Origin of the sequence: Kribbella jejuensis (assembly GCF_006715085.1) — a bacterium.
Classification (GTDB): Bacteria; Actinomycetota; Actinomycetes; order Propionibacteriales; family Kribbellaceae; genus Kribbella; species Kribbella jejuensis.
This window is the reverse complement of sequence record NZ_VFMM01000001.1, coordinates 1,590,248-1,612,308: the sequence shown is the minus strand read 5'-3', so window position 1 is coordinate 1,612,308 and position 22,061 is coordinate 1,590,248. Positions and strand designations below refer to the sequence as shown.

The 22,061-nt window shown below is 69.6% G+C and carries 21 protein-coding genes and 1 pseudogene; 9 read left to right on the top strand and 13 right to left on the bottom strand.

Features of this window, described 5'->3' with window-relative positions; translation table 11 throughout:
* Positions 1-149: 149 nt before the first annotated feature.
* The 3 genes and pseudogenes from FB475_RS38340 to FB475_RS07845 all read right to left on the bottom strand — a co-directional run.
* Positions 150-374 (bottom strand): annotated as a pseudogene (locus FB475_RS38340) (phosphotransferase-like protein); the annotation flags it as partial.
* 70 nt (positions 375-444) lie between these two features.
* A complete protein-coding gene (locus FB475_RS07850; RefSeq protein ID WP_141853916.1) occupies positions 445-798 on the bottom strand; it encodes a YciI family protein in 354 nt (117 codons plus the stop codon).
* 86 nt (positions 799-884) lie between these two features.
* Positions 885-3,176 (bottom strand): CDP-alcohol phosphatidyltransferase family protein, encoded by a 2,292-nt coding sequence (locus FB475_RS07845; protein ID WP_238332021.1) that lies wholly within the window; start codon positions 3,174-3,176, stop codon positions 885-887.
* A gap of 96 nt (positions 3,177-3,272) precedes the next feature.
* Here FB475_RS07845 and FB475_RS07840 point away from each other — a divergent pair, with 96 nt between their 5' ends.
* The 3 genes from FB475_RS07840 (at position 3,273) to FB475_RS07825 (ending at position 5,991) form a co-directional block, all read left to right on the top strand.
* Positions 3,273-4,334 (top strand): lysylphosphatidylglycerol synthase transmembrane domain-containing protein, encoded by a 1,062-nt coding sequence (locus FB475_RS07840; protein WP_202878279.1) that lies wholly within the window; start codon positions 3,273-3,275, stop codon positions 4,332-4,334.
* 319 nt (positions 4,335-4,653) lie between these two features.
* The gene (locus tag FB475_RS07830; protein WP_141853912.1) at positions 4,654-5,418 is read left to right on the top strand and encodes a class I SAM-dependent methyltransferase; all 765 of its coding nucleotides are present in this window, start codon (positions 4,654-4,656) and stop codon (positions 5,416-5,418) included.
* Between the two features lie 39 nt (positions 5,419-5,457).
* The gene (locus FB475_RS07825; RefSeq protein ID WP_141853910.1) at positions 5,458-5,991 is read left to right on the top strand and encodes a hypothetical protein; all 534 of its coding nucleotides are present in this window, start codon (positions 5,458-5,460) and stop codon (positions 5,989-5,991) included.
* A gap of 22 nt (positions 5,992-6,013) precedes the next feature.
* Here FB475_RS07825 and msrA read toward each other — a convergent pair whose 3' ends face one another.
* Both msrA and yczR read right to left on the bottom strand, forming a co-directional pair.
* Positions 6,014-6,658: a peptide-methionine (S)-S-oxide reductase MsrA gene (gene msrA / locus FB475_RS07820; protein WP_141857867.1), complete on the bottom strand. Its 645-nt coding sequence runs from the start codon at positions 6,656-6,658 to the stop codon at positions 6,014-6,016.
* A gap of 100 nt (positions 6,659-6,758) precedes the next feature.
* On the bottom strand, positions 6,759-8,195 hold the full coding sequence (gene yczR, locus FB475_RS07815; protein WP_141853908.1) for a MocR-like transcription factor YczR: 1,437 nt from the start codon (positions 8,193-8,195) through the stop codon (positions 6,759-6,761).
* Positions 8,196-8,258: 63 nt separating this feature from the next.
* On the opposite strand from yczR, the gene yczE reads away from it, so the two are divergent.
* From yczE to FB475_RS07800, 3 genes are all read left to right on the top strand, one after another.
* Positions 8,259-8,918, top strand: a complete 660-nt coding sequence (gene yczE / locus FB475_RS07810) for a membrane protein YczE (RefSeq protein WP_141853906.1) — start codon at positions 8,259-8,261, stop codon at positions 8,916-8,918.
* 37 nt (positions 8,919-8,955) lie between these two features.
* Positions 8,956-9,270, top strand: a complete 315-nt coding sequence (locus tag FB475_RS07805) for a DUF1905 domain-containing protein (protein ID WP_141853904.1) — start codon at positions 8,956-8,958, stop codon at positions 9,268-9,270.
* A gap of 110 nt (positions 9,271-9,380) precedes the next feature.
* Positions 9,381-9,947, top strand: a complete 567-nt coding sequence (locus FB475_RS07800; RefSeq protein WP_141853901.1) for a hypothetical protein — start codon at positions 9,381-9,383, stop codon at positions 9,945-9,947.
* Between the two features lie 20 nt (positions 9,948-9,967).
* Here the strand turns inward: FB475_RS07800 and FB475_RS07795 are convergent, their stop codons facing one another.
* Together FB475_RS07795 and FB475_RS07790 are read right to left on the bottom strand one after the other, a co-directional pair.
* Positions 9,968-11,950 (bottom strand): hypothetical protein, encoded by a 1,983-nt coding sequence (locus FB475_RS07795; RefSeq protein WP_141853899.1) that lies wholly within the window; start codon positions 11,948-11,950, stop codon positions 9,968-9,970.
* A 32-nt stretch (positions 11,951-11,982) separates the two neighbouring features.
* Positions 11,983-12,564: a hypothetical protein gene (locus FB475_RS07790; RefSeq protein WP_141853897.1), complete on the bottom strand. Its 582-nt coding sequence runs from the start codon at positions 12,562-12,564 to the stop codon at positions 11,983-11,985.
* A 179-nt stretch (positions 12,565-12,743) separates the two neighbouring features.
* Here FB475_RS07790 and FB475_RS07785 point away from each other — a divergent pair, with 179 nt between their 5' ends.
* The 3 genes from FB475_RS07785 to FB475_RS07775 all read left to right on the top strand — a co-directional run bounded on the left by FB475_RS07785 (position 12,744) and on the right by FB475_RS07775 (position 16,760).
* Positions 12,744-13,898, top strand: coding sequence for a cystathionine gamma-synthase (locus FB475_RS07785; protein WP_141853894.1), 1,155 nt, complete (start codon positions 12,744-12,746; stop codon positions 13,896-13,898).
* A 268-nt stretch (positions 13,899-14,166) separates the two neighbouring features.
* On the top strand, positions 14,167-15,534 hold the full coding sequence (locus tag FB475_RS07780; RefSeq protein ID WP_141853892.1) for a glutamate mutase L: 1,368 nt from the start codon (positions 14,167-14,169) through the stop codon (positions 15,532-15,534).
* Between the two features lie 23 nt (positions 15,535-15,557).
* Positions 15,558-16,760, top strand: a complete 1,203-nt coding sequence (locus FB475_RS07775) for an AI-2E family transporter (RefSeq protein ID WP_141853890.1) — start codon at positions 15,558-15,560, stop codon at positions 16,758-16,760.
* Between the two features lie 48 nt (positions 16,761-16,808).
* Here FB475_RS07775 and FB475_RS07770 read toward each other — a convergent pair whose 3' ends face one another.
* The 6 genes from FB475_RS07770 to FB475_RS07745 form a co-directional block, all read right to left on the bottom strand.
* Complete coding sequence (locus tag FB475_RS07770) at positions 16,809-17,963, bottom strand: hypothetical protein (protein ID WP_141853888.1); 1,155 nt, start codon at positions 17,961-17,963, stop codon at positions 16,809-16,811.
* An 8-nt stretch (positions 17,964-17,971) separates the two neighbouring features.
* The gene (locus FB475_RS07765) at positions 17,972-18,550 is read right to left on the bottom strand and encodes a hypothetical protein (RefSeq protein WP_141853886.1); all 579 of its coding nucleotides are present in this window, start codon (positions 18,548-18,550) and stop codon (positions 17,972-17,974) included.
* Positions 18,551-18,675: 125 nt separating this feature from the next.
* Complete coding sequence (locus tag FB475_RS07760; protein WP_141853884.1) at positions 18,676-18,996, bottom strand: hypothetical protein; 321 nt, start codon at positions 18,994-18,996, stop codon at positions 18,676-18,678.
* On the bottom strand, positions 18,993-19,586 hold the full coding sequence (locus tag FB475_RS07755; RefSeq protein ID WP_141853882.1) for a hypothetical protein: 594 nt from the start codon (positions 19,584-19,586) through the stop codon (positions 18,993-18,995). Before FB475_RS07755 ends, FB475_RS07760 begins: the two co-directional genes overlap by 4 nt.
* A gap of 197 nt (positions 19,587-19,783) precedes the next feature.
* Complete coding sequence (locus tag FB475_RS07750) at positions 19,784-21,394, bottom strand: MDR family MFS transporter (protein WP_141853880.1); 1,611 nt, start codon at positions 21,392-21,394, stop codon at positions 19,784-19,786.
* The gene (locus FB475_RS07745) at positions 21,391-21,996 is read right to left on the bottom strand and encodes a MarR family winged helix-turn-helix transcriptional regulator (protein WP_141853878.1); all 606 of its coding nucleotides are present in this window, start codon (positions 21,994-21,996) and stop codon (positions 21,391-21,393) included. The genes FB475_RS07750 and FB475_RS07745 overlap by 4 nt, the downstream gene beginning before the upstream one ends.
* Between the last annotated feature and the right edge of the window lie 65 nt (positions 21,997-22,061).

Genomic DNA, 22,061 nt, shown 5'->3' with positions numbered 1-22,061 from the left:
TGAGCCGTTCGAAGGCTGTCGGCGGCCCGTCGCTGAGACGAGCGCCGACGGCCGCGGCGCATTTCGGCCGGTGACAGTTCCTCCGAGTCCACTTCCACGTCGTACACGCCGTGCTCGTGGACGAGGGGGAACTGTACGGCGGCGCGCACGATCACGTCGTTCCCGGCCGACGCCATCCCTGCGACGGCACGGTGGAACCCGAGCACGGTCCGTTGGAAGACCGGCAGGAACGTCTCGTCGGTCCACTCGCGGCGGGCCCGGATCCGGTGGAAGTCGTCGATCTTCAGGTGGTACCAGACCCCGTCGAGCGTGTTCATCAGCTCTTGGGCGATCGTGGTCTTCCCCGAACTCGACGTCCCGTTGAGCAGGATCACCCGGCCGGGCCCGGTCAGCGTCTCGGCGGTCAGCTCATGCGTTGCGGCGATCGGCACCGGCCCATCATCGCTAATGCTTCTTCGGGACGCGGAACTGGTGTACCTGCTGGGGCCAGCCGCAGGCGGTGGCGATTTTGCCTGCCCAGTAGCGCGCGGCTTCGTCGTCGGGCACGTTCAGTACGGCGAAGCCGCCGAGGTGCTCCTTCGACTCGACGTACGGGCCGTCGGTGAACAGCGGCGCACCGCTGGACACGTCCACCGAGTACACCGGCGCGTCCGGGTCCAGGCCACCCGTGAAGATCAGCACCCCCGCAGCCCGCATCTCCTCCAACAAGGGCCGCAACGCAGCAGACTTCCCCGCCAGCTCCGCCTCCGTGTGGTCCGGCACCCACTCCTCGTTGAACGCAACGAGATACTCAGCCATAACTCCTCCTCAACGGACCGGCCCCTCGACCGCCCCTACACCCCCACCACGAACCACCGATCCCCGATCCGACAACTCGGCCAAGATTATCGGCTGTAGGTGGTCAGGAAGCGGTCGCGGAAGGTGTCCATGGGCCAGACCGGGGCGTTGGCGGTGGGGCGCAGGCCGGGGTGCCAGCCCCAGGTCGCTGCTCGATTGGTGACGGTTGGATCGGCGGCGATGATGCTCACTGGTACGTCGTGGCTTGCCCCGTTGCCCGAGACGATGCTGGCGGGCTGGTGATCGCCGAGGACGACGAGTACCAGATTGCGGTCGTGGAGCTGTTGGACGAACGACGTCAGCGCGTCGAGCGAGTACGCGATGGACTGTGCATAGGCCGGCTTCACCCGGTCGGGCTGTCGCCACACGTCTTCGGGGGAGTCGCCCTCGGCCGGCATCGGGTCGAAGATCGAGCCGTTGCCCACCTGGTTCCAGTCGACCAGCCGGGGGAGCGGCGCCCAGGGCGTGTGGCTGGAAACCAGGTCGACCTCGGCCATGACGGGAGCGCGGTTCGGCTTGTCCAACTCCAGCCGCTGGAGTGCGGCCAGGGTGTACTGGTCAGGCATCGAGGCATAGCTGAACGTCGGCCCGGCATACCCCACGTTCCGGCGGTCGTAAACCATGTCGTAGTGGTAGTAGGTCTTCGCCACCGGCCAGTCCTCGTCGTTCGACGGTACGTCGGCGACTGTCCGCCAGCCCGCGCGACCGAACGCCTCGGTGAGAGTGAGCCGATCGAGGGTGACGAGGTGGTCGTACCGCTGCTGGCTGTTCACCCACAGCCCGGACTGCAACGTGGAGTGCGCCAGCCAGCTGATGCCGCCGAAGGTCGGCGAGGTGAGGTAGCCGCTGCGCGAAGAGAAGCCCGCCTGTTGCAGCCGCCGGTCCCCGGCCTCGAGCGCCGACCCGACCACGGGGAAGTCGAGTGCCGTGCGCCCGTAGCTCTCCACGAAGACCAGGAGTACGTCCTTGCCTCTCAGATCGGTCAGCAAGTCGTTGCCCGGGACGTCGCGGAAGGCATCCTGCTGTAGCGCCTTCGCGAACTCCCGCTGGTCGCGAAGGTCGTCACGGACCTGCGTGGCGAGCCGAGCCGCGGAGGTCGAGGCGATCGCTCGTACGGGCTGCGGCCCGGCGCCGGTCAGCGCCGGCACGATCGCGATCACGGCCAGGACGGCGACGATCCGGGCCGCCGGCCGCCGGTGTCTCACCACGAGCCGGGTCACCCGCAGCGCCGACAGCGGCAGCAGTACGAGCAGCGCCACCAGGAGCAGTCCGGCTGCGATGAAGGCGGCGAGCGCTCCAACGCGGCCGATCGAGTCACCGAGCAGGCCCAGCGCTGAGCCGGCGTACGCCGCGTCGTACACGGGGTGGAAGGCGCGGTCGAAGGCGAAGTAGAAGCCTCGGTCGAGCAGCCGCAGGATCATGAGCACCCCGAGGAGGAAGCCGCTGATCAGTGCGAGGATCCGCGCCGGTTTCGACGGCAGGACGCAGACGAGTACGACGAACACCAGGCCCTCGAGCGGGATCCGGAGGAATGTGAGGCCGCTGGTGTGATCCGGCACGATCAGCGCTGCCCAGACCAGGACTACCGCCAGCGCCGACGTCACGGTGGCACGAGTGAAGTGCGGGCTTCCGGCCAGCCGCCACAGCCTCCAGACACTGTTGCCGAACGACTCGGTCAGCAGTGCCAGCGCGATCAGCACCACCACTACCGTCACGGCATGGGGCAGGAAACCGGCTGCCACGGCGGTCAGCGTGATGCCCTGGATCGCGGCGACCACCTTGGCCCAGTAGCGGGGCGGGAGCGAGCCGCGCAGCCACGGCCACGCCCAGCTTGCGGCCACGAACGCGTACCGGGCCGCGCCGATGGCGAGCACCCACCAGCCCGTCGTACGGGCGACGTACACGCTCAGGACCATGATGAGGAACGCGTCGACTTCCATGTCGAACCGTGCCCCGAACGCCGACGCGGTGCCGGTACGCCGAGCGACCTGACCGTCCACCCCGTCGAGGACCAGCGCGATCGTCGAGAGTACGACGAGGATCGCCACCGATGCCTCGCCGCCGAACGACGCCGCCGTGAGCGCCGCGACCCCGCAGGCGAGGACCGCGCGGGTCAGTGTCACTGTGTCAGCGGGCGCCAACCGGTCCCGACAGTGATTCGCCATCGCACGGACGAGCAGAACGGCAAGACCTGCCCCGGAGGCGAGGCCGGCTGCCCAGCCGACGACGTCGAGGCCGGCGAGCGCCGTGAGTACGCCGAGTAATGCGAGCAGGCATGCAAAGCCGGTGAGCGGACCGATCAGGGTGCCTTTGTTCACCTGACCCCGAACCAGACGCACAGTGCCTCCGTATCTATGGGTACGACGGTCATACGAGAACAGCGTCGCACCGGTTCAGCCGGCGACGGTGTTACTCGTACGACGCCCGACTACGAGATGGGAACCACCATCAGCCGAACGATCTGGACCTGGGCACGCGCGGCGGGTGGCGCGGCGATCCTCGCTGTGCTCCTGTGGCGAATGGGGACGGGCCCGTTGGTGCACGGGCTCCGGCTGACCACAGGTTGGCCGCTCGCTGCTGCGTTCGCCATCACTTCGCTGACCACGTTGTGCTGTGCGTGGCGGTGGAGGCTCGTCGCCCGCGGGCTCGGCGTCGAGTTGCCGCTGCGGACCGCGGTGGCTGCGTACTACCGGTCCCAGTTCCTCAACGCCACGCTGCCCGGCGGAGTGCTGGGCGACGTACACCGCGCCGTGCGCCACGGACGCGTGCTCGGCGACCTGGGCCGAAGCCTGCGAGCGGTCGCGTGGGAGCGAACGTCGGGATTTGCGGTGCAGCTCGTGCTGACGGTCGGTGCACTGTTCCTGCTGCCGTGGCCGGCCATCGTTCGGCTGGTCACCGTGACGTTCGTCGTCGCCGCAGCGCTGACAATCACACTGCTCTGCCTGAATCACCGTCGCCTCACGTCGCGGCTCGGACGCGGCTTCACCAGCGACCTGCGCAACGCGATCCTCGCGCCGCGGGCCGGGCCGGGCATCCTGCTCGCCTCTGCGCTCGTCGTGCTCGGCCACGCCGCGGTGTTCCTGATCGCCGTCCGCGCGACCGGCGCCTCGCTGTCGCTGAGCCGGTTGTTGCCTGTGGCATTGGTCGTACTGACGGCCTCGGCGCTGCCGACGAACATCGCAGGATGGGGTCCGCGCGAGGGCGCGGCCGCCTGGGCCTTCAGCTCTGTCGGACTAGGCGCTTCGCTGGGCTTCACCGTCGCGGTCGTGTACGGCGTACTCGCCCTGGTCGCAACGCTACCCGGGGCCATTGTCCTGGTAGTTGCGCATCGATCCCGGCCTGCCACCGCGTCTTATGCGCCGGCTGAGTCCACGACTGCGTCGAAGTACGGCCAACCGTCGACTTCGGTTACCGGCTCGCTTCCGAACGGGTCAAGCGTCGACGTCGCCGCATCCAGGAGCCGGCGAACAGTTCCAGGCTCGAAAAGGTTGAGATAGCTGCGATCCGGCAGGCGCATCAAGGCCCCGGCATCGAAGTACGTGTTCGAGACGACGCGGTCCGGGCCGGGCCGGAACACGAAGACCAGCCGGCGCTGCGTGCCCTCAGGAAACAGGGCGAGCGTCAAGCCGTACGTGCGCCCCACACGCTGACGGACCGTCCAACGCCAGGTGACGTCACCCACCACCAACCGGCGCAGGCGGCGGTCATCGTTCTTCACCCGGACACCGTAAGACACGAGCGCCAACTACAGCTGGTCCGTTCCGGGTTGCTCGTAAATGGCGGGCGGTGCGGCGTGGAAGGTGCCAGGATGCCCGCATGGTTGAGCGTGCGCTGAGCTTCGGGACGGTGGCAGAGGCGTACGAGCGGTTCCGCCCCGGGTACCCCGTGGAACTCCTTGAGTTGGTGACCGCGTACGCCGGTGGGCCGATCCGGACTGCCCTCGAGATCGGCGCGGGGACGGGCAAGGCAACCCGGCTGTTCGCACAGGCGGGGATCGCGGTCACGGCGACCGATCCGGACCCGGCCATGCTCGCGGAGTTGCGCAAACATGTGCCGGCAACCGTCACGACGGTGCAAGCGGCGTTCGAGGACCTGCCGCTCGAGCCGTCGTACGAGCTGGTGTACGCGGCTGCCGCGCTGCATTGGACCAAACCCGAGGGCCGGTGGGACCGGATGGCCGCGCTCGTTCGGCCGGGCGGTGTGTTCGCATCGTTCGGCGTACCGATCCAGCTGGCCGACCCCGCCCTCAAGGAGGCAGTACGCGCGGCGCGTGCGCCGTACCTGAACGACGACGGCGTCCCGTCGCCCGACGGCACCTCCGCGGATCGCCCGATGCAGTGGCCGGGCACCGAGCTCCAGCAGTCCGAGTGGTTCACCGATGTCCGCCAGTCGGTGATCGAACGCCGCGTGACGACAACCGCCCAGGACTACATCGGACAACTCTCCACGGTCTCGGCATACGTAATGCTCCACCCCACCGACCGAGCCCAACTCTTCCGCCAAACCCTCCAGGCCCTCCCCGAAACCGTAGAACTAGACGCCCAAATCCACATCCACCTAGCCCGCCGCCCACGCCGATAGAGCGGGACACCGGGGCTGGCTCTGGCCGATGATCAGCACATGCGGAGCGAGCCGGTCGAGGTCCCTGGGTGGATTCTAGGTGTGCTGGGCGGCGTCCTGTTCGGGGTGGCGATGGGTGCCTTCATCAAGCACGACGGGTCGAGTTGGACGGCCGCTGGCGTAGGGGTCATTGTCACTGGCGTCCCCTTCGGATTGGCGATGGGCTGGTGGAGCGCCAGGTGGCGTCGAGGGTTGAAGGACGCAGAAGGTGACATATCGGCTGAGAAGGCCCGCCTCGCCCAGCGCGCTGCAACGGGTGGTCCCGCGCCTGAAGATGACGAGGTCCGGTCGGCGGCCCTGCGCATCGCGTCCCGATATCTCGAGAGCTACACCGGCCGGACTCGTTGGCTGTTCATCATCGTGCCGGCGGCCATACTGCTCGGGACCATTGCGGGAGCCGCCGGCGGATCCCCGTGGGAGCTGTTGGGTGCACCCGTGGCTGCGGGACTCCTGTACGCCCGGTGGTACTGGCCCAGGCGGCTCCGCCGGCGGATTGCGTTGCTCACCGAAGCGACGCCTGAGACCAGGGAGTAGACGGCTCCTCGCGTCAGAGCCCTCAGTTGTCAGCCGGGAACGGTACGCCGGTGTTGCTGTGGCAGCGGTAGCCGTTGGGGTTTTTGTGGAGGTACTGCTGGTGGTAGGGCTCGGCGTAGTAGAAGGTTTGGGCGGGGGCTATTTCGGTGGTGATGTCGTCGTAGCCGCGGGGCTTGATGACGGGGGCGTAGAGGTCGCGGGTGCGTTCGGCCTCGGTGCGCTGGGCGTCGGTGGTGTAGTAGATGGCCGAGCGGTACTGCGAACCGAGGTCGTTGCCCTGGCGCATGCCCTGGGTCGGGTCGTGGGTCTCCCAGAAGACCTTCAGCAGGTCGGTGAAGGTGGTCTTGGTCGGGTCGTACACGACGCGGACCGCCTCGGCGTGGCCGGTGCGGCCGGTGCAGACCTCTTCGTACGTCGGGTTCGGGGTGTAACCGCCCGCGTACCCGACGGCGGTGGTGTACACGCCGGGCTGCTGCCAGAAGATCTCCTCGGTACCCCAGAAACAGCCCGTGCCGAACCAGACCTCCTCGAAGCCCTCAGGCGCGGCGGCGGTCTGCGGAGTGTGCAGGACGATGTTCTCGTCGGGTACGGCGAAGCCGGGGGTGGGCCGGCCGGGCAGTGCGGCCTGTGGCTCGACCATGGCGGTGTTGCGGGTGAAGAACGACATTCTCACGCCTCTCGCAGTGTGACTCTCATAGTCCCTCAACGCCCCTGGTAAACCGAGCCTTCCCCACACCCCTTACGGCACGATCACGTGTGGCCCGCCATCACGCGATCATCACCCCGCTACGGCGGGTGGGGGTGACGGTGAGGGAGTCGTACGACTCGGCCAGCCGGTGTACGCCGTCGCGCAGGGCGTCCTCGTCGAGGGTGAACGGGAGGCGGATGAAGGACTCGAGGCCGCCGTCGGGGGAGAAGCGGGAGCCGGCGACGAGCAGGGCGCCGTTGCGCTGGGCAACGCCGACGAGGCTGGAGCCGACCGGTTCGGGCAGCTCGCACCACAACGACAGCCCGCCCGACGGCAGCCGGAACCGCCACGACGGCAGCTCGGCCGAGACCGCGGCTGCCAGCGCGTCCCGCCGGCGAGCCAGCGCGGCCCGGCGCTCCGGCAACAACGTCGACCGCCGGCGCAGCAGATCCGCGACCACCAGCTGCTCCAGCACCGGCGCGCCGAGGTCCATCGACGCCCGCGCGTCCAGTACCCGGGCGACCAGCGCCTCCGGCACGCGCATCCAGCCGATCCGCAGCCCGCCCCAGAACGACTTGCTCACCGACCCGACCGTGATCACCCCGTCCGGGTCGTACGACGCGAACGGCGGCGGCATCTCCTGCCCGTCCAGCGACAGCTCGAACAGCGTCTCGTCCACGATCGCCGTCGTCCGCGCCCGCGCGAACGCCCGCGCCAGCCGCTGCCGGTCACCCGCCGGCATCAGAAAACCGGTCGGGTTCTGGAAGTCCACCACCAGCCAGGCGGCCCGTGGCGCGGTCTGCCGGATGGTTGCTTCCAGCAACGGTAAGTCCCAGCCGCCGGGCGACATCGGGACCGCGACCACACGGCAGCCGCTGCGCCGGATCGCGTCGACGGAGTTCGGGTGCGTCGGGCTCTCGGTCAGCACCCGGTCGCCGATCTGGGTGAGCGCGCGGACCGCGATCGACGTCGCCGCGAGCGCCCCGGCGGTGACGATGATCTGGTCCGCGGACGTCGGCAGCCCGCGCTCGCCGTACGCCGCTGCGATCTCGGCCCGCAGTACCGGCAGGCCCTGCGGGTGGTACCCCGGCGTCGCAAGGTGCAGCGGCAGGGCCTCAGCGGCGGTTGCGACCGCCGTACTGATTCCTGGTACGGCGGAGGGCGCCGCGCAGGTGAAGTCGTACAGCCCCTCGGTGTCGATTCCCGGCGCGTGGTGCCGTCCGAGTTCGGGCTCGACCTTCGAGGGCAGCGCGGTCACGCTCCCGGATCCGCGCCGGCTGGTCAGGTACCCGCTGTCGCGCAGCTCGCGATACGCCGACGCCACCGTCGTACGACTGACGCCGAGCGCGTCGGTCAGTTCGCGCTCGCTGGGGAGCCGCGAGCCGGGCATGATCCGCCCGTCCGCGATGAGCAGCCGGAGCCGCTCGGCCAGGACCCGGTACGCCGGACCGGTCCCATCGGCCCACTCGCCGAGCAGGCCGGTCAACGTACTGGCGGGGAGGTAGCGCGCTTGCATGCAGTCCACTATCCCGTAATTGGCTATCGAATACCAGGCCACTTGGTCCGGACACTGGAGTACGTGACCGCCACCTCCGCTGCCCCGCCGCGCCAACTCGCTCCGATCAACCCGATCCAGCAGCTGAAAGCAGGCCACCTGCCGCGCCGGCTCGTCCAGCTGTACGCGGGCCTGTCGCTGTACGGCGCGTCGATGGGCCTGATGATTCAGGGCAATCTCGGGCTCGATCCGTGGGACGTGTTCCACTCGGGCATCACGAAGCACGTCTCGCTGAGCTTCGGGACCGTGGTGATCGCGGTCAGCTTCGTCGTACTGCTCGCGTGGATCCCGCTGCGTCAGTGGCCCGGGCTCGGCACTATCAGCAACGCGATCGTCATCGGGCTGGTCACGGACCTGACACTGGCGACGGTCGATCGCCCACACGCACTGTGGCTGCGGATCGTGTTCATGCTGTCGGGCGTCGTACTCAATGCGCTGGCCGGCGCGCTGTACATTGGCGCGCAGTTCGGGCCGGGGCCGCGCGACGGGCTGATGACGGGGTTGGTACGGCGTACCGGGCTGAGTGTCCGGCTGGTCCGTACGTCACTCGAGCTGACCGTCCTCGCGACCGGGTTCCTGATGGGCGGGTCGATCGGGGTCGGCACTGTCGTCTACGCGCTGTCGATCGGGCCGTTGGTACACGTCCTGCTCCCGATCTTCACGGTGCGGTTGAAGCAGGAGTAGCTGGGGTTGTGTCGGTGGGGTCGGTCAGACTGCTCCCATGCGTGACGACGGCCGAGTGAGTGGGTACGAGTTCACGGCACCGCTGTGGCTGTGGCCGGGCGAGGGCTCGTGGTACTTCGTGACGGTGCCGGAGGACATCAGCGACGAAATCACCGACCTGACCGAGGGCCGGCGCCGAGGCTTCGGCTCGGTCCGAGTCGCGGTGGCGGTCGGCGGGAGCAGCTGGCAAACCTCGGTCTTCCCGACCAAGGACGGCACGTACATCCTCCCCCTCAAAAAACAGATCCGCCACGCCGAAAACCTCACCGAAGGCACCCCAGTAGAAACCGTCCTACACCTCATCGACTTCTAAAACCCAGAACGCCACCCTCCCCGGCCGGCGCTCTCCGTGCATCCGTGTTCAGTTGGTGCGGTACTGCGGAGTGCGGGCGGTCGGCTCGCGGTGGGTGCGCGTGCTGCGGTGTGCGGTACGGCGGTGGTGCGGGCGGTCGGCTCGCGGTGGGTGCGGTACGGCGGTGGTGGGGTACGGCGGTGGTGGGGTACGGCGGTGGTGGGGTACGGCGGTGGTGGGGTACGGCGGTGGTGGGGTACGGCGGTGGTGGGGTACCGCGGTGGTGGGGTACCGCGGTGTGCGGTACGGCGGTGTGCGGTACGGCGGTGTGCGGTACGGCGGTGTGCGGTACGGCGGTGTGCGGTACGGCGGTGTGCGGTACGGCGGTGTGCGGTACGGCGGTGTGCGGTACGGCGGTGTGCGGTACGGCGGTGTGCGGTACGGCGGTGTGCGGTACGGCGGTGTGCGGTACGGCGGTGTGCGGTACGGCGGTGTGCGGTACGGCGGTGTGCGGTACGGCGGTGATGCGGGCGGTCGGCTCGCGGTGGGTGCGGTACGGCGGTGGTGGGGTACGGCGGTGGTGCGGTACGGCGGTGTGCGGTACGGCGGTGTGCGGTACGGCGGTGGTGCGGGCGGTCGGCTCGCGGTGGGTGCGGTGCTGCGGAGGTCACCTGGTGGTGCGGTGGTGCGGGGCTTGACAGGCGGTGCTGGGGCGGTGTTAGCCCTTCGACGGGGTGTCGGTTGTCCGCGTCGCCTGGCCGGTGTGTTTTCCAGTCGTGGACTTGTCCGTGCCGGCTTCCACCGCGCCTTCCGCCCGCTGCGTCGACACGCTGTTGAGCGGTGACTGGCCACCCAACGCGATGTCTTGAGCGAACTTCGTATCCAGATCCGCCGATGACTTCGCCCCGGCAGCACCAGCAGTCGCAGCAGGCACCGGCAGCCGCCGGCCCCCTTCCTGCCGCCCACCCGCAGGAGCCTGCTGCCCGCCGACCTGGGGCTGCTGTCCGCTGACCTGAGGCCGCTGTCCGGCAACCTGCGGCTGCTGGCCGCTGACCTGGGGCTGCTGGCCGCTGACCTGGGGCTGCTGTCCGCCGACGGTCGGCTGGCCGGGAGCTGCCGGTTGCTGTCCGGCGACTGCGGGCTGGCCGGGTGTTGGTGGTTGCTGGCCGGCGACCTCTGGCTGTTGGGTTTGGGTGGGCTGGGCGGCGTCGGGTGCTTCGGTGGTGACGGCTGGTTCTGCGGTCTGGGCTGCCGGCTCCGCGGTGGTGGCTCTTGGTTGGCCTGCTTCGGGCGCTTCGCCGTTGAACTCGTTCTCGCCCCGCGCCGAAGCAGCCCACTCCTGCGCCCTGGTCGACACCGGCTGCGGCTCATTCCCGCCGACTACCGCCTCACCGGTCACGGCTTCGCCGACTGCGGGCTGACCGATCGCGGCTTCGCCCACTGCGGGCTGGCCGGTCTCTGCCTCGCCGACCGTGGGCTGGCCGGGTTCGTCCACTGCGGGCTGGCCAGTCTCGGCTTCGCCGACCGCGGGCTGGCCGGTCTCCGCCTGGCCGACTGTGGGCTGGCCGGGTTCGGCGACTGCGGGCTGACTGGTGGCGGCTTCGCCTACTGCGGGCTGGCCGGTCTGCGCCTCGCCGACGGTGGGCTGGTTGGGTTCGGCAAGGGTGGGCTGGGCGGGTTCGGTTGCGCCGGGGGTTTGTTCGGTGCGGGTGGGGTCGTTGGTGCCTGGCTGCTGGGCGGGTGGGTTTTGGTCGGGGATGATGGGGTTGTCGAGGCGGACGTTGTCGTCCAGGGCGGGGGCTTGCTGGCGGGTCTGGTCGGGTTGGGGCGTCTGCGTCTGCGGGGTCTGCTCGCCGGCCTGCTGCACAACCTGTGCCTGCGACTGCAGGGTTTGCTGCATGGGGGTTTGCAGGCGGAGGGTCTGCTCCATAAGGGAGATCTCTCGCGTCTGCATCTGGATGATCTGCTGTTGCAGTGCGATGACCTGTGCCTGGAGCGCCTCGATCTGCGGGTTCACCTGCTGTGGCGCCGGAGCTTGCCGGGTGGCGTTCTGGGGCTGGAGCATTTGCGCCTGCCCTTGCGGCTGCTGCACCCGTCCGGCGCCCTGCTGCTGACCCTGACCTTGCGGGCCCTGACCTTGCTGGCCCTGACGTTGCTGGCCTTGGCCCGGCTGCTGGAAGACGCCGGCGACCCGGCCCGATGCCAGCGCGGCGAGCTGGAGGCTGTTCATCGGCGAGCGTCCGATGGCGGCCAGTACGCCCGCGTCCATCTTCTTCGCGTCTCGCGCCGCCTGGGTGAACGCCTGCTTCAGCGCCTTCGTCCCGGCGCGCCGATCCTTGTTCCAGCGCGACATCGGATTGGCCCGAGCGGCGAGGGATCCCCGCGGCGCAGGCCCCCGCCGAGCCACCCTGGTCTGGACGTTCTGGACCAGTCCGCGCGCGTGCTGACCGTATTGACCCGGATCGAAGCGTGCGTCGACACTCGCGGCCGCCAGCACCTGCAGGTCCGCGGCGGTCATGTTCGCGTGACCGATCTGCGCGCGAATGTTCGGGTCGATGCGGCGTCGGTGAGACGCGGCGATCGAGTAGGCCGCCTTCAGTTGCTTGCGGCCCGTTCGGACAGCGTTCCGGGTCTCTTTGCGCGCGGCCCTCTGAGCGCCGCGAGCAGCACGCTCGGCGCGGCGCTGGTCGCGGCGGCTCAACGGCTGTGGCGTCGTGTCACTCATCGGGTCTCCTAGTCGATGTAGACCGCGTAGTTGACCCCGACAGCCGTCGTCAGCGGGTCCTTGCTGGGCTTGGTGCTGTACAGATGGAACTCCGCGCCCTCGCGCAGCCAGACCGCGAGATGACGCCGTCCGGCGCCGGCGCCGACCTCCCAGCCGTCCACGAAGTCCGGGAGGCTGTCGTCACCGACGTAGTCGGGCTCTCCCCAGTGCCGGGTCGCGAGCGCCAGGTGGTCCGGCCAGTGCGCGTCCAGCCCCGCCTCGGCGGCGGCGATGTCGTCCGGGCCGATGTCGTACGCCGACCAGCCGCTGTCCGGGCAGTCCGGGAAGGCCAGCCCGTCGAAGACGATCATCGTCGTACCCCGCCGGGTGGTGAAGCCCCAGGAGACCATCTCCGCGTCGATGATCTCGCCCGGCTGCAGCGGCCAGGGCTGCCAGCTGGTCTGACCCATCACCCGGTACACCAGCGCGCGCACGACCTCCGGGCCGGACTCGTCGCCGTCCGGACCCGCGAGCGCGGTCCAGTCCGGAATCTCGGCGAGGTCCGCCATCGCCAGGTCGTCCTGGTCGAGCGGCCTGTCCTGCGTCTTCATCCGGCCTTGTCGTCCTTCCTGCCCGGTCACTGGCGGAAATCGTCTCTGCGCAAACTTAGGTGCTGGCTCGGGTCACCCGCCACCTGAATCGACGCAGCTGTGGACAACCCGGTTCCGCTGCGTCACCGGGGTGTGGACGGCGTGCGTGGCTCCAGCAGACCAGGCCGTACGCTGGTCCGGTGAACAAGGAACGCCAGTACGGTTTCGAGACACTTGCCATCCACGCCGGGAACGAGCCCGACCCGACGACCGGTGCGGTGGTGCCGCCGATCTACGCGACCAGCACCTACAAGCAGGACGGCGTCGGCGGGCTGCGCAACGGCTACGAGTACTCCCGGTCGGCGAACCCGACCCGGACGGCGCTGGAGGAGTGTCTCGCCGCGATCGAGGCGGGTAACCGCGGCTTCGCGTTCGCCAGCGGCCTGGCCGCCGAGGACACGCTGATCCGGTCGGTGTGCGCGCCTGGCGACCACGTGGTGTTCCCCGACGACGCGTACGGCGGTACGTTCCGGCTGTTCTCCCGGGTGCTGAGCAACTGGGGCGTCGAGATGACCCCGGCCGCGGTCACCCACCCGGAGGCGATCCGGGCCGCGATCCAGCCGGGCAAGACCAAGGTGGTCTGGCTGGAGACGCCGACCAACCCGCTGCTGAACGTCGCCGATATCGCGATCGTCGCGCAGATCGCGCACGACGCCGGGGCCCTGCTCGTGGTCGACAACACGTTCGCCTCGGCGTACCTGCAGCAGCCGCTCGAGCTCGGCGCGGACGTGGTCGTGCACTCGACGACGAAGTACATGGGCGGGCACTCCGACGTGGTCGGCGGTGCGCTGGTGGTGCGGGACGCGGAGCTGGCGGAGAAGATCGCCTTCCACCAGAACGCGATCGGCGCGGTCGCCGGGCCGTTCGACTCGTGGCTGGTGCTGCGCGGCATCAAGACGCTCGGCGTCCGGATGGACCGGCACAGCGACAACGCCGAGAAGGTGGTCGAGTTCCTGCAGCGGCACAAGTCGGTCAGCCAGGTGCTGTACCCGGGGATCGACGGGCATCCGGGCCACGAGACCGCGGCGAAGCAGATGAAGCGGTTCGGCGGGATCGTCAGCTTCCGGGTCGCCGGCGGCGAGGCGCAGGCGCTGGACATCTGCAACAAGGCCGAGGTCTTCACGCTGGGCGAGTCCCTCGGCGGCGTCGAGTCGCTGATCGAGCACCCCGGCAAGATGACCCACGCCTCGGTCGCCGGTACGCCGCTGGAGGTGCCCGCGGACCTGATCCGGCTCAGCGTAGGCATCGAAACCGTCGACGACCTGCTCCAAGACCTGGAACGCGCCCTCGGCTGACACCACCTCTCAACCGCCCGCCGACCCGCTGCGCGGGTCGGCGGGCGGGTTTTGTGAGCGCCGGCAGCGGCGGATGGGTTGGCGGGCGCGCGGCGGTGTGGTCGGGAGCGGCGATGTGGTCGGGACGGGCGGCGAGGTGGGGTTGGGTGGGGCGGATGACGTCGTGGGAAGGGCGCGCGGCGGTGTTGGTCGGGAGCGGCGATGTGGTCGGGGTGGGCGGCGAGGTGGGTTGGATGGGGCGGATGACGTCGTGGGAAGGGGGAGTGCGGTGAGTCTGGTGGTGGCGGTGGACTTCGGGTCGACGTTTACCAAGGCGGTTGCGGTCGATCTGGGGTCGGGGGAGTTGGTTGCCCGGGCCGAGCACCGTACGACGATCGACACCGATGTCATGGACGGCTGGCACGCGTGTCGCGCTGTACTGGCAGCGGCGGACCGGGGCGTGCCGAACGCCGAGGTGCTGGCTTGTTCCAGTGCTGGTGGGGGGTTGCGGATTGGTGTCGTGGGCAACGAAGAGCTTGTTACCGCGGAGGCGGGTAAGCGGGTTGCGTTGTCCAGTGGTGGTCGCGTGGTCGCGGTGGTCAGCGGTGGGCTGACGGCGACCACGCAGAAGGAGCTGCGCAAGGACAGACCGGATGTCGTGCTGTTGCTCGGCGGTACGGACGGTGGCAACGCGAAGGTCCTGGTGCAGGCCGCGACGACACTGGCGAAGTACGAGTGGCGGAAGCCGGTCGTTGTCGCGGGCAACATCGACGCGCAGGACGAGATCGCGTCGACGTTGACCGCGGCCGACGTACCGCATGTGCTCGCGGACAACGTCGTACCGGAGATCGGGGTGTTCGCGCCGGACAGTGCGCGGGCCGCGATCCGGGAGATGTTCCTCCGGCACGTGATCGGCGGGAAGAACCTGTCGCGGGACCCGGCGTTTGCGCGGATGGTGCGCGCCGCGACGCCGGATGTCGTGCTGCGGGGTGTCGAGGTGCTGGCCGGGCTGCACGGGGACGTCGCGGTCGTGGACATCGGCGGTGCGACGACCGACGTGCACTCGGTGATCGAGCTCGACCCGGAGGACGCGAGCCTCGGCCGCGAGGTGGTCGCGACACATCCCGTCACCCGTACCGTCGAAGGCGATCTCGGGATGCGGTGGAGTGCCGTACCCGTGGTGGCCGCGGGCGTCGAGGCCGGGCTCGCCGATGACCCGCACCTGCGGACGGCCGCGGAACGGCGCCACGCGGACCCGTCGTACCTGCCGGACAGCGACCAGGAGCGGCGGTACGACGAGACGCTCGCGACTGTCGCGGCAACCGTCGCTCTGCGCAGGCATGCGGGACGGCAGCGGATCGTGTTCGGGCCTGGCGGACGGGTGATCGAGCGCTCCGGCAAGGATCTGCGCGAGGTCGATCTGCTGGTCGGATCCGGGGGAGTACTGCGGCACAACCCGCCCGAGGTGGCGGCCCGGATCCTCGGCGCGATCGGCACGAACGCGCAGGAGGAAGGCTGGCTGGTACCGCAACGTGCCGAGGTGTGCGTCGACACGGACTACGTACTGGCAGCAGTCGGCCTGCTCGCCGACGACGCCCCGAAGGCAGCCGAAGGCCTGGCCTCGCATATTCATGGATCAGCCCTGCGTGGGCACTAGGCTCATGACCCCAGGGAGGTCGGATGAGCAATGCGGGGCGGGACGAAAGCACCGAGACCGAGGAGAGCCCGGTCGCGGACACTGAGGTAATGGACGAGGTCAGTCCGTCCGCGGTAGCGCCAGGGCCGGCCAGGGTCGACCACGGCGTCACGCCGGCGATGGAGATCGCCAGTGCGTGGGCGTGGCGGTTCCTGGTGATCGTGGCGGCGGTCGGCGTCATCGGGTACGTGCTGCGCTACCTGTCGGAGGTCTTCGTACCGGTGACAGTCGGCGCACTGCTCACCGCTCTGCTCGTACCGATCACGAACGGCCTGCAGCGGCTGCGCGTGCCGCGCGGTCCCGCTGCGGGCATCACGGTGATCGCGACACTCGTGGTGGTCGCGGGTCTGCTGACGTTGGTCGGCGCGCAGATCGCGGGACAGTTCGAGGACCTCTCCAAACAGGTCGGCGAAGGTGTGCAGAAGCTGCGCGAGCTGGCCCGGATCAACTTCGGCCTGACCGACGCGGACATCACCAACCTGTACAAACAGGCCCAGAAGCAGCTCACGTCCGGCGGTGCGCTCGGTCAGCAGGCCGCGGCCGTCGGTACGACGGCAACCCATTTGTTGGCCGGGCTGTTCATCTCGCTGTTCTGCCTGTTCTTCTTCCTCTACCAGGGCGAGCAGATCTGGTCATGGCTGGTGCGGCTGTTCCCGCGGCGCGCCCGGGAGAAGGCCGACTCGTCCGGCCGCCGGGCGTGGGTGTCGCTGACCGCGTTCGTCCGAGCCACTGTCATCGTCGCCGCGGTCGACGCGATCGGGATCTCGCTCGGCGCCGCGATCCTCGGGCTGCCACTGGTCAGCGCGATCGGCATCCTGGTGTTCGTCGGCGCGTTCATCCCGGTGGTCGGCGCACTGGTCAGCGGCATCGTCGCGGTCCTCGTCGCACTCGTTGCCAAGGGCCCCATCATCGCGATCGTGATGCTCGCGGTCGTGATCGGCGTCCAGCAACTCGAAGCCCACGTCCTGCAGCCGTTCCTGATGGGCCGGGCCGTCAGCGTCCACCCGCTCGCGGTCATCCTCGCGATCGCCGCCGGGGTGGTCATCGCCGGGATCGTCGGCGCCTTGGTGGCCGTGCCCACCGCCGCGGTCCTCAATGCCATCGTCAACCACCTGGCCGGCAACGACCTCGACTCCGATCCGCCGCCACGCCCTCGCCGCCGCGTCCGGCCAACTCCTGCCGAGTGACAACGAACCGGCCGTCCTCCACCCTGGGGGACGGCCGGTTCGACGGTGCTAGAGACCCTGGGCCGGACCGTTCTTGGTCTTCGGGTCGACCGCGGCGCCGGTGCGTTCGGCAGCGCCCTGGCCCTGAGTGCCCTGGCCGGTTTGTACCGCAGCCTCCGGCTGCTTACCGCCGGCCGGCGCGAGCGCCGGGTCGCTGCCGGGAGCCGCCAGCGCCTCCCGCACTTCTGCGACGCTCGGCAGGGGCCGGTCGCCACCGGTGATCTGGTTGGCTTCGGCGACCGCCTGGTGGGTTGCCTTGGCGGACTCGCCGCGGTTCGAATCGATCCCGCGGAGGTTGTTGTACGTCAGCATCGCGCCGACGGCCAGTGACCGGGCCTTCTGCGCGATCTCGCCCGGCGCGTCCCTGGCCCAGCGGCTGACGGCCTTGATCGCGTTGCCGACCCCCTGCCGGAGCGCTGGGGTCGCTGCGACCACCGCGGCGGCACCGAGACCGGCGGTCACCGCGGCGTTACCGGGGTGCGCGGCGATCTGGTCGCCATACTGCGCGGCCCATGAACCGACCGCGTGCGCGGCCGTGGTGACGGCGTCACTCGCCGAATGCCAGGTCTCCACCGCCCAGCCGGACACGGCCGACGCAGCGCCCTGGACGCCCTGGACGGTGGAGTCCCAGGCACTGGTCGCAGTATCGGCGACCGCGCCCGCGGCTTGCTCGACGCCGTGCACGCTCGCGTTGTAGGCGTCGGTGGCGCCCTGACCGATCTCCTGGCCGATGTGGGCCGCTTCCCGCCCGACAGCCTCGGCTGCGTGCCCGACCGCCTCGCCGGCGGTCACGGCTGCGTCGCCGACGGCCTGGCCTGCGGTCACAGCTGCGTCGCCGACCGCCTCGCCGGCAGATACAGCGGCGTCGCCGACCGCCACTCCGGCGTCGGCGATTCCCTGGCCGGCAGTCACGGCGGCGTCACCGGCCGCGGACAGGACCTGCTGGCCCGGCTCGGTGGCGGCGCCGACGGCGGCCACGGCGGCGTACGGCGCAACCCTTCGCGCGCGTCCGGCGAGCGAGCGGCGCCGGAGCTCGTCCGCCCGCGCCTGGGCTGCCAGCCGCTGCGCGACGAGGGTCTCGACCCGGGTCGCGATCAGGGTCTCGTCCGGGGTGAGCGCCCGGGTGCCCGTGGTCGCCGGGCCCTCGCTTGGCGTGTTGGTCACGGTGTCTCCTAGTCGAGATAGACGGTGTAGTTGATCCCGACAGCCGGGGACAACGGATCCGCCGTCGGCCGGTCGCTGTAGAGGAAGATGTTGGCGCCCGGTCGCGGCCAGATCGACAGGTGCCGGCGGTCGAAGCCGGCGCCGGGCCAGAACTCGTCCTCGAAGTTCGGGTTCCGCCGGTCGCTGGCCCAGATCGGCGGGCCCCAGATCTTCACGCCGAGCGCGAACGCCTCCGGCCAGTGCGCGTCCAGGCCGGCCTCGGCGGCCGGGATGTCCTCGGGCTGCAGGTCGTACGCCGACCAGCCGCTGTCCGGGACGTCCGCGAACACCAGTCCGGGGAACACGATCATCGTCGTACCCCGCGAGGTCTCGAAACCCCAGGACTGGACGTTGTCGTAGTTCGTACCCGGCTCGTCCTGCCACGGCTTCCAGCCGGTCTCGCCGGAGACCCGCTGCACCAGCGCCTTGACGAGCTCGTACCCGGTCTCGCCGGTGTCGGGACCGGCGATCTTGCTCCAGTCCTCGACCTCGGCGAGGTCGGCCATCGCGCGCGCATCGGCGTCGAGCGGCCTGTCCTTGATTTTCATGCGGGGTGCTTCCCCTTCGTCGCGAACGTGCTGCCTGTGATCAAAACCATAGAATCCGCGGCGGGTCATCCGGTGGTTGCCAACGACAACCACCGGCAACCACCGGCAACCAGCGGAGCGGTCTGCTATCCGCGGCCGCCGTCGCGGGTGTCCTTGCCGGACGACAGGCCCGGTGTGCTGCCGTTGCCCGGGCGCCGCTCGCCGGTGCCCGGCGTCCGCGCCTGGCCGGGCCGCAGCGGCGGCGGCATCCCGGCGCGGATACTCGGATCCAGCGTCGCCGCCTGGGTGGCGGTCTGTCCGGTGGCCGAGAGCCGCTGGTGGGCGAGTCGGGTGAGCGAGTCGGCCGAGACGCTGCTGTGTGGCTCGCCCTTGGGAGCCGGGACCTCGGCGTTGGTGAACAGCAGGTCCCGCTGGGTCTCGCGGTCCCTGTGGGCGGTTGTTCTCATGTCCCCTCCTCGTTGAGGTAGACCACATAGTTGATACCCACCGACACGGTCAAGGGTTTCAGCGTCGGTCTGTTGCTGTACAAGTGGATCTCCGCGCCCGGCGGCGTCCAGACGGCCAGGTGCCGGCGTCCGATCCCGGCACCGGGCGCCCAGTCGTCGTCGAACCCGGTCTTGCTGTCCACTCCGACGTACGAGGGCTGTCCCCAGTGCCGGCAGGCGAGGTTGAATTTCTGCGGCCAGTGCTCGTCGAGCCCCTCGGCCGCAGCGTCCACGTCCCACGCCTCGATCGAGAACGCGACCCAGCCGCTGAACGGGCTGTGCGGCAGCACCTGGTCGTCGTACACCGCCAGCTCGGTGTTCCGCCGGGTCAGGAACCCCCAGCCGTCCAGCTGGTCGTCGATCACCGTCCGGCGGTTGATCGGCCACGGCTTCCAGTTGGTCGCCGACTTCACCCGCTTGATCAGCCGGCGTACGGGCACGGCGCCGGTCTGGCCCGTCTGGGGTCCGCCCAGGCGTCGCCAGTCACGCACCTCGGCGATGTCGGCCATCGCGCGGTCGTCGTCGTCCAGCGGCCGGTCAAGTGTCTTCATCCGTGCGGCAGTCCTGTCGTTCGGTACCTGACGAAACTAAGTCCCGGGGAGGGTCAGACGGCGGTCCGCACGGTGTACAGAACCCGAACAGCCGCCCTGGAAAGCTTTCCAGGACGGCTGTCGGGTAGGTCAACCGAGGTTTGGTATCGGTTCGGTCAAGCGGATCGGTGCAGGGTCAGTGCTCGGTCGGTGCTGGGTCAGTGCATGGCGGCGGCTGCCGAAGCCTCCAGCGACTCGTCGCCCTCGGGCTTCGGGCCGTCGTTGCGGCCGGCCAGCCGCTGCTCCGGGGTGACGACCGCGAGGATCAGCGCGATCGCCAGGAACGGCAGCGAGACCAGGAACACGTCGTCCATCGCGTCGACCAGCCCGTGCAGTGCGAAGCCCTTCATCGGCTCCTTCAGCCCGTGCAGGGCCTGGACGCTGTTGGCCGCCTTGGCCAGTCCGTCGACCATCGTCTGCGTGGCGTTCGGGATGATGTCGCCCAGGTGGACCTTCAGCCGGCTGGTCAGTACGGCGCCGTAGACCGCGGTACCGATCGCACCACCCATCGAGCGGAAGAAGGTCATCGTCGAGGTCGCACTACCCATGTGCTGCCGGGGAACGCTGTTCTGCGCGGCGGTCACGGTGATCTGCATCGACAGACCCAGACCGGCGCCCATCACGAACATGAAGATCGCCAGGTGCCAGTACGGCGTGGTCAGGCTGATCGTGGACAGCAGCACCATCGCACCGCCGACCAGGACCGCGGAGATGATCGGGAAGTGCTTGTACCGGCCGCTCTTGCTCATCATCTGGCCGCTCGGGATCGACGCGGAGAAGATACCGACGATCATCGGCAGCAACGCCAGGCCGGAGCGGGTCGGCGACAGGTCCTTGACCGCCTGCAGGTACAGCGGCAGGAAGATCAGCGCACCGAACATCGCGAAACCGAGCAGGAACGCGTACCCGGCGTACCCGGAGAAGATCCGGCCCTTGAACAGGTCCATCGGGATGATCGGCTCGGCCACCCGCAGCTCGATGATCACGAACGCGACGGCGAGGACGACGGCCCCGGCCAGCAGCGCGATCGTGGTGGCGGTGCCCCAGCCGTTGGTCGGACCGCTCCAGGAGATGGCCAGCAGCAGCGAGGTGACCGCGGCGGCGATCGTGGAGGCGCCCAGGTAGTCGATCTTGTGCGAACGCTTCACGTGCGGCAGCTTGAGCACGGCACCGACGATGCCCAGGGCAACCAAGCCGATCGGCAGGTTGATCCAGAAGATCCAGCGCCAGCCGGGACCGTCGGTGAGCAGACCGCCGAGCAGCGGGCCGGCCACCGAGGACAGGCCGAAGACGGCACCGAAGTACCCCATGTACTTGCCGCGCTCGCGCGGCGGGATCACGTCGCCGATAGTGGCGAAGGCCAGTGACATCAGGCCACCGGCACCGAGACCCTGGACGGCCCGGAAGCCGATCAGCTGCTCGATGTTGCCGGACAGTGCGGACAGCACCGAACCGGCCAGGAAGGTGACGATCGCCGCGATGAACAGCGGGCGACGGCCGTACAGGTCGGAGATCTTGCCCCACAGCGGAGTCGAGGCGGTCGAGGTCAGCAGGTACGCCGTGACCACCCAGGACAGCTTGTCGAGGCTGTTGAACTCGCTGACGATCCGCGGCAGCGCCGTGCCGACGATGCTCTGGTCCAGTGCGGCCAGGAACATCCCGGCCATCAGGCCGCCGAGGATCACCAGGATCTGCTTGTGGGACAGGTAGGTGGGACCACCGTCGGTCGGTGCAGTCCCACCGGCGGTGGCGGGCTCTGTGGTGCTCATCTGGTGCTCTCCAGGTTGTTGTCGTGGTTCGCGCTGCCGTCGGGGTCGCCGCCGGCAGTGGAGTCTGTGTCGGTACTGCGCTCTGCCCGGGCGGGCTGGTGCAGCCGGGGTGCGACCGCGGCCCACCCCTTCTCGGCCCAGGCGGCGCTGCTCGGTGCTTCGGTCAGGGCGGCGACGCCGTCCGCGAAGCGGGTCATCAGCCGTTCGAAGGTCTGCACGTCCTCCTCGGACCAGCCCTCCATCGCGGCGCTCAGCAGCTCCATCCGGTGCCGGGCGCTGGTCTCCCACTGCTCGACACCCTGCTCGGTGAGCTCGACCCGGAACGCGCGGCCGTCGTCGGGGTCGGGGGAGCGCCGGACCAGCCCGAGCTGCTCGAGGGACCGGACGTGCCGGCTGGTGGTCGAGGCGTCGAGCTCCAGCCGGGCGGCCAGATCGGACAGCCGCAGTGCGCCGTTGCACCGGAGGGCGAACAGCACGACGTGCGCGCTGTGGTCGATCGTGTCGCCGGGTTGCTTGGCCTTCAGCCGGCGCCCGATCCGGGTGAACGCGTGCATCACACCCTCGATCGGGGTCTGTGGAGCGTACGCGTCGTTTACTTGCATGCTGCAAGCATATACATGCTTGCGTGATACACGCAAATGAGTTTCCAGGGTTTTCAAGTGAGTCG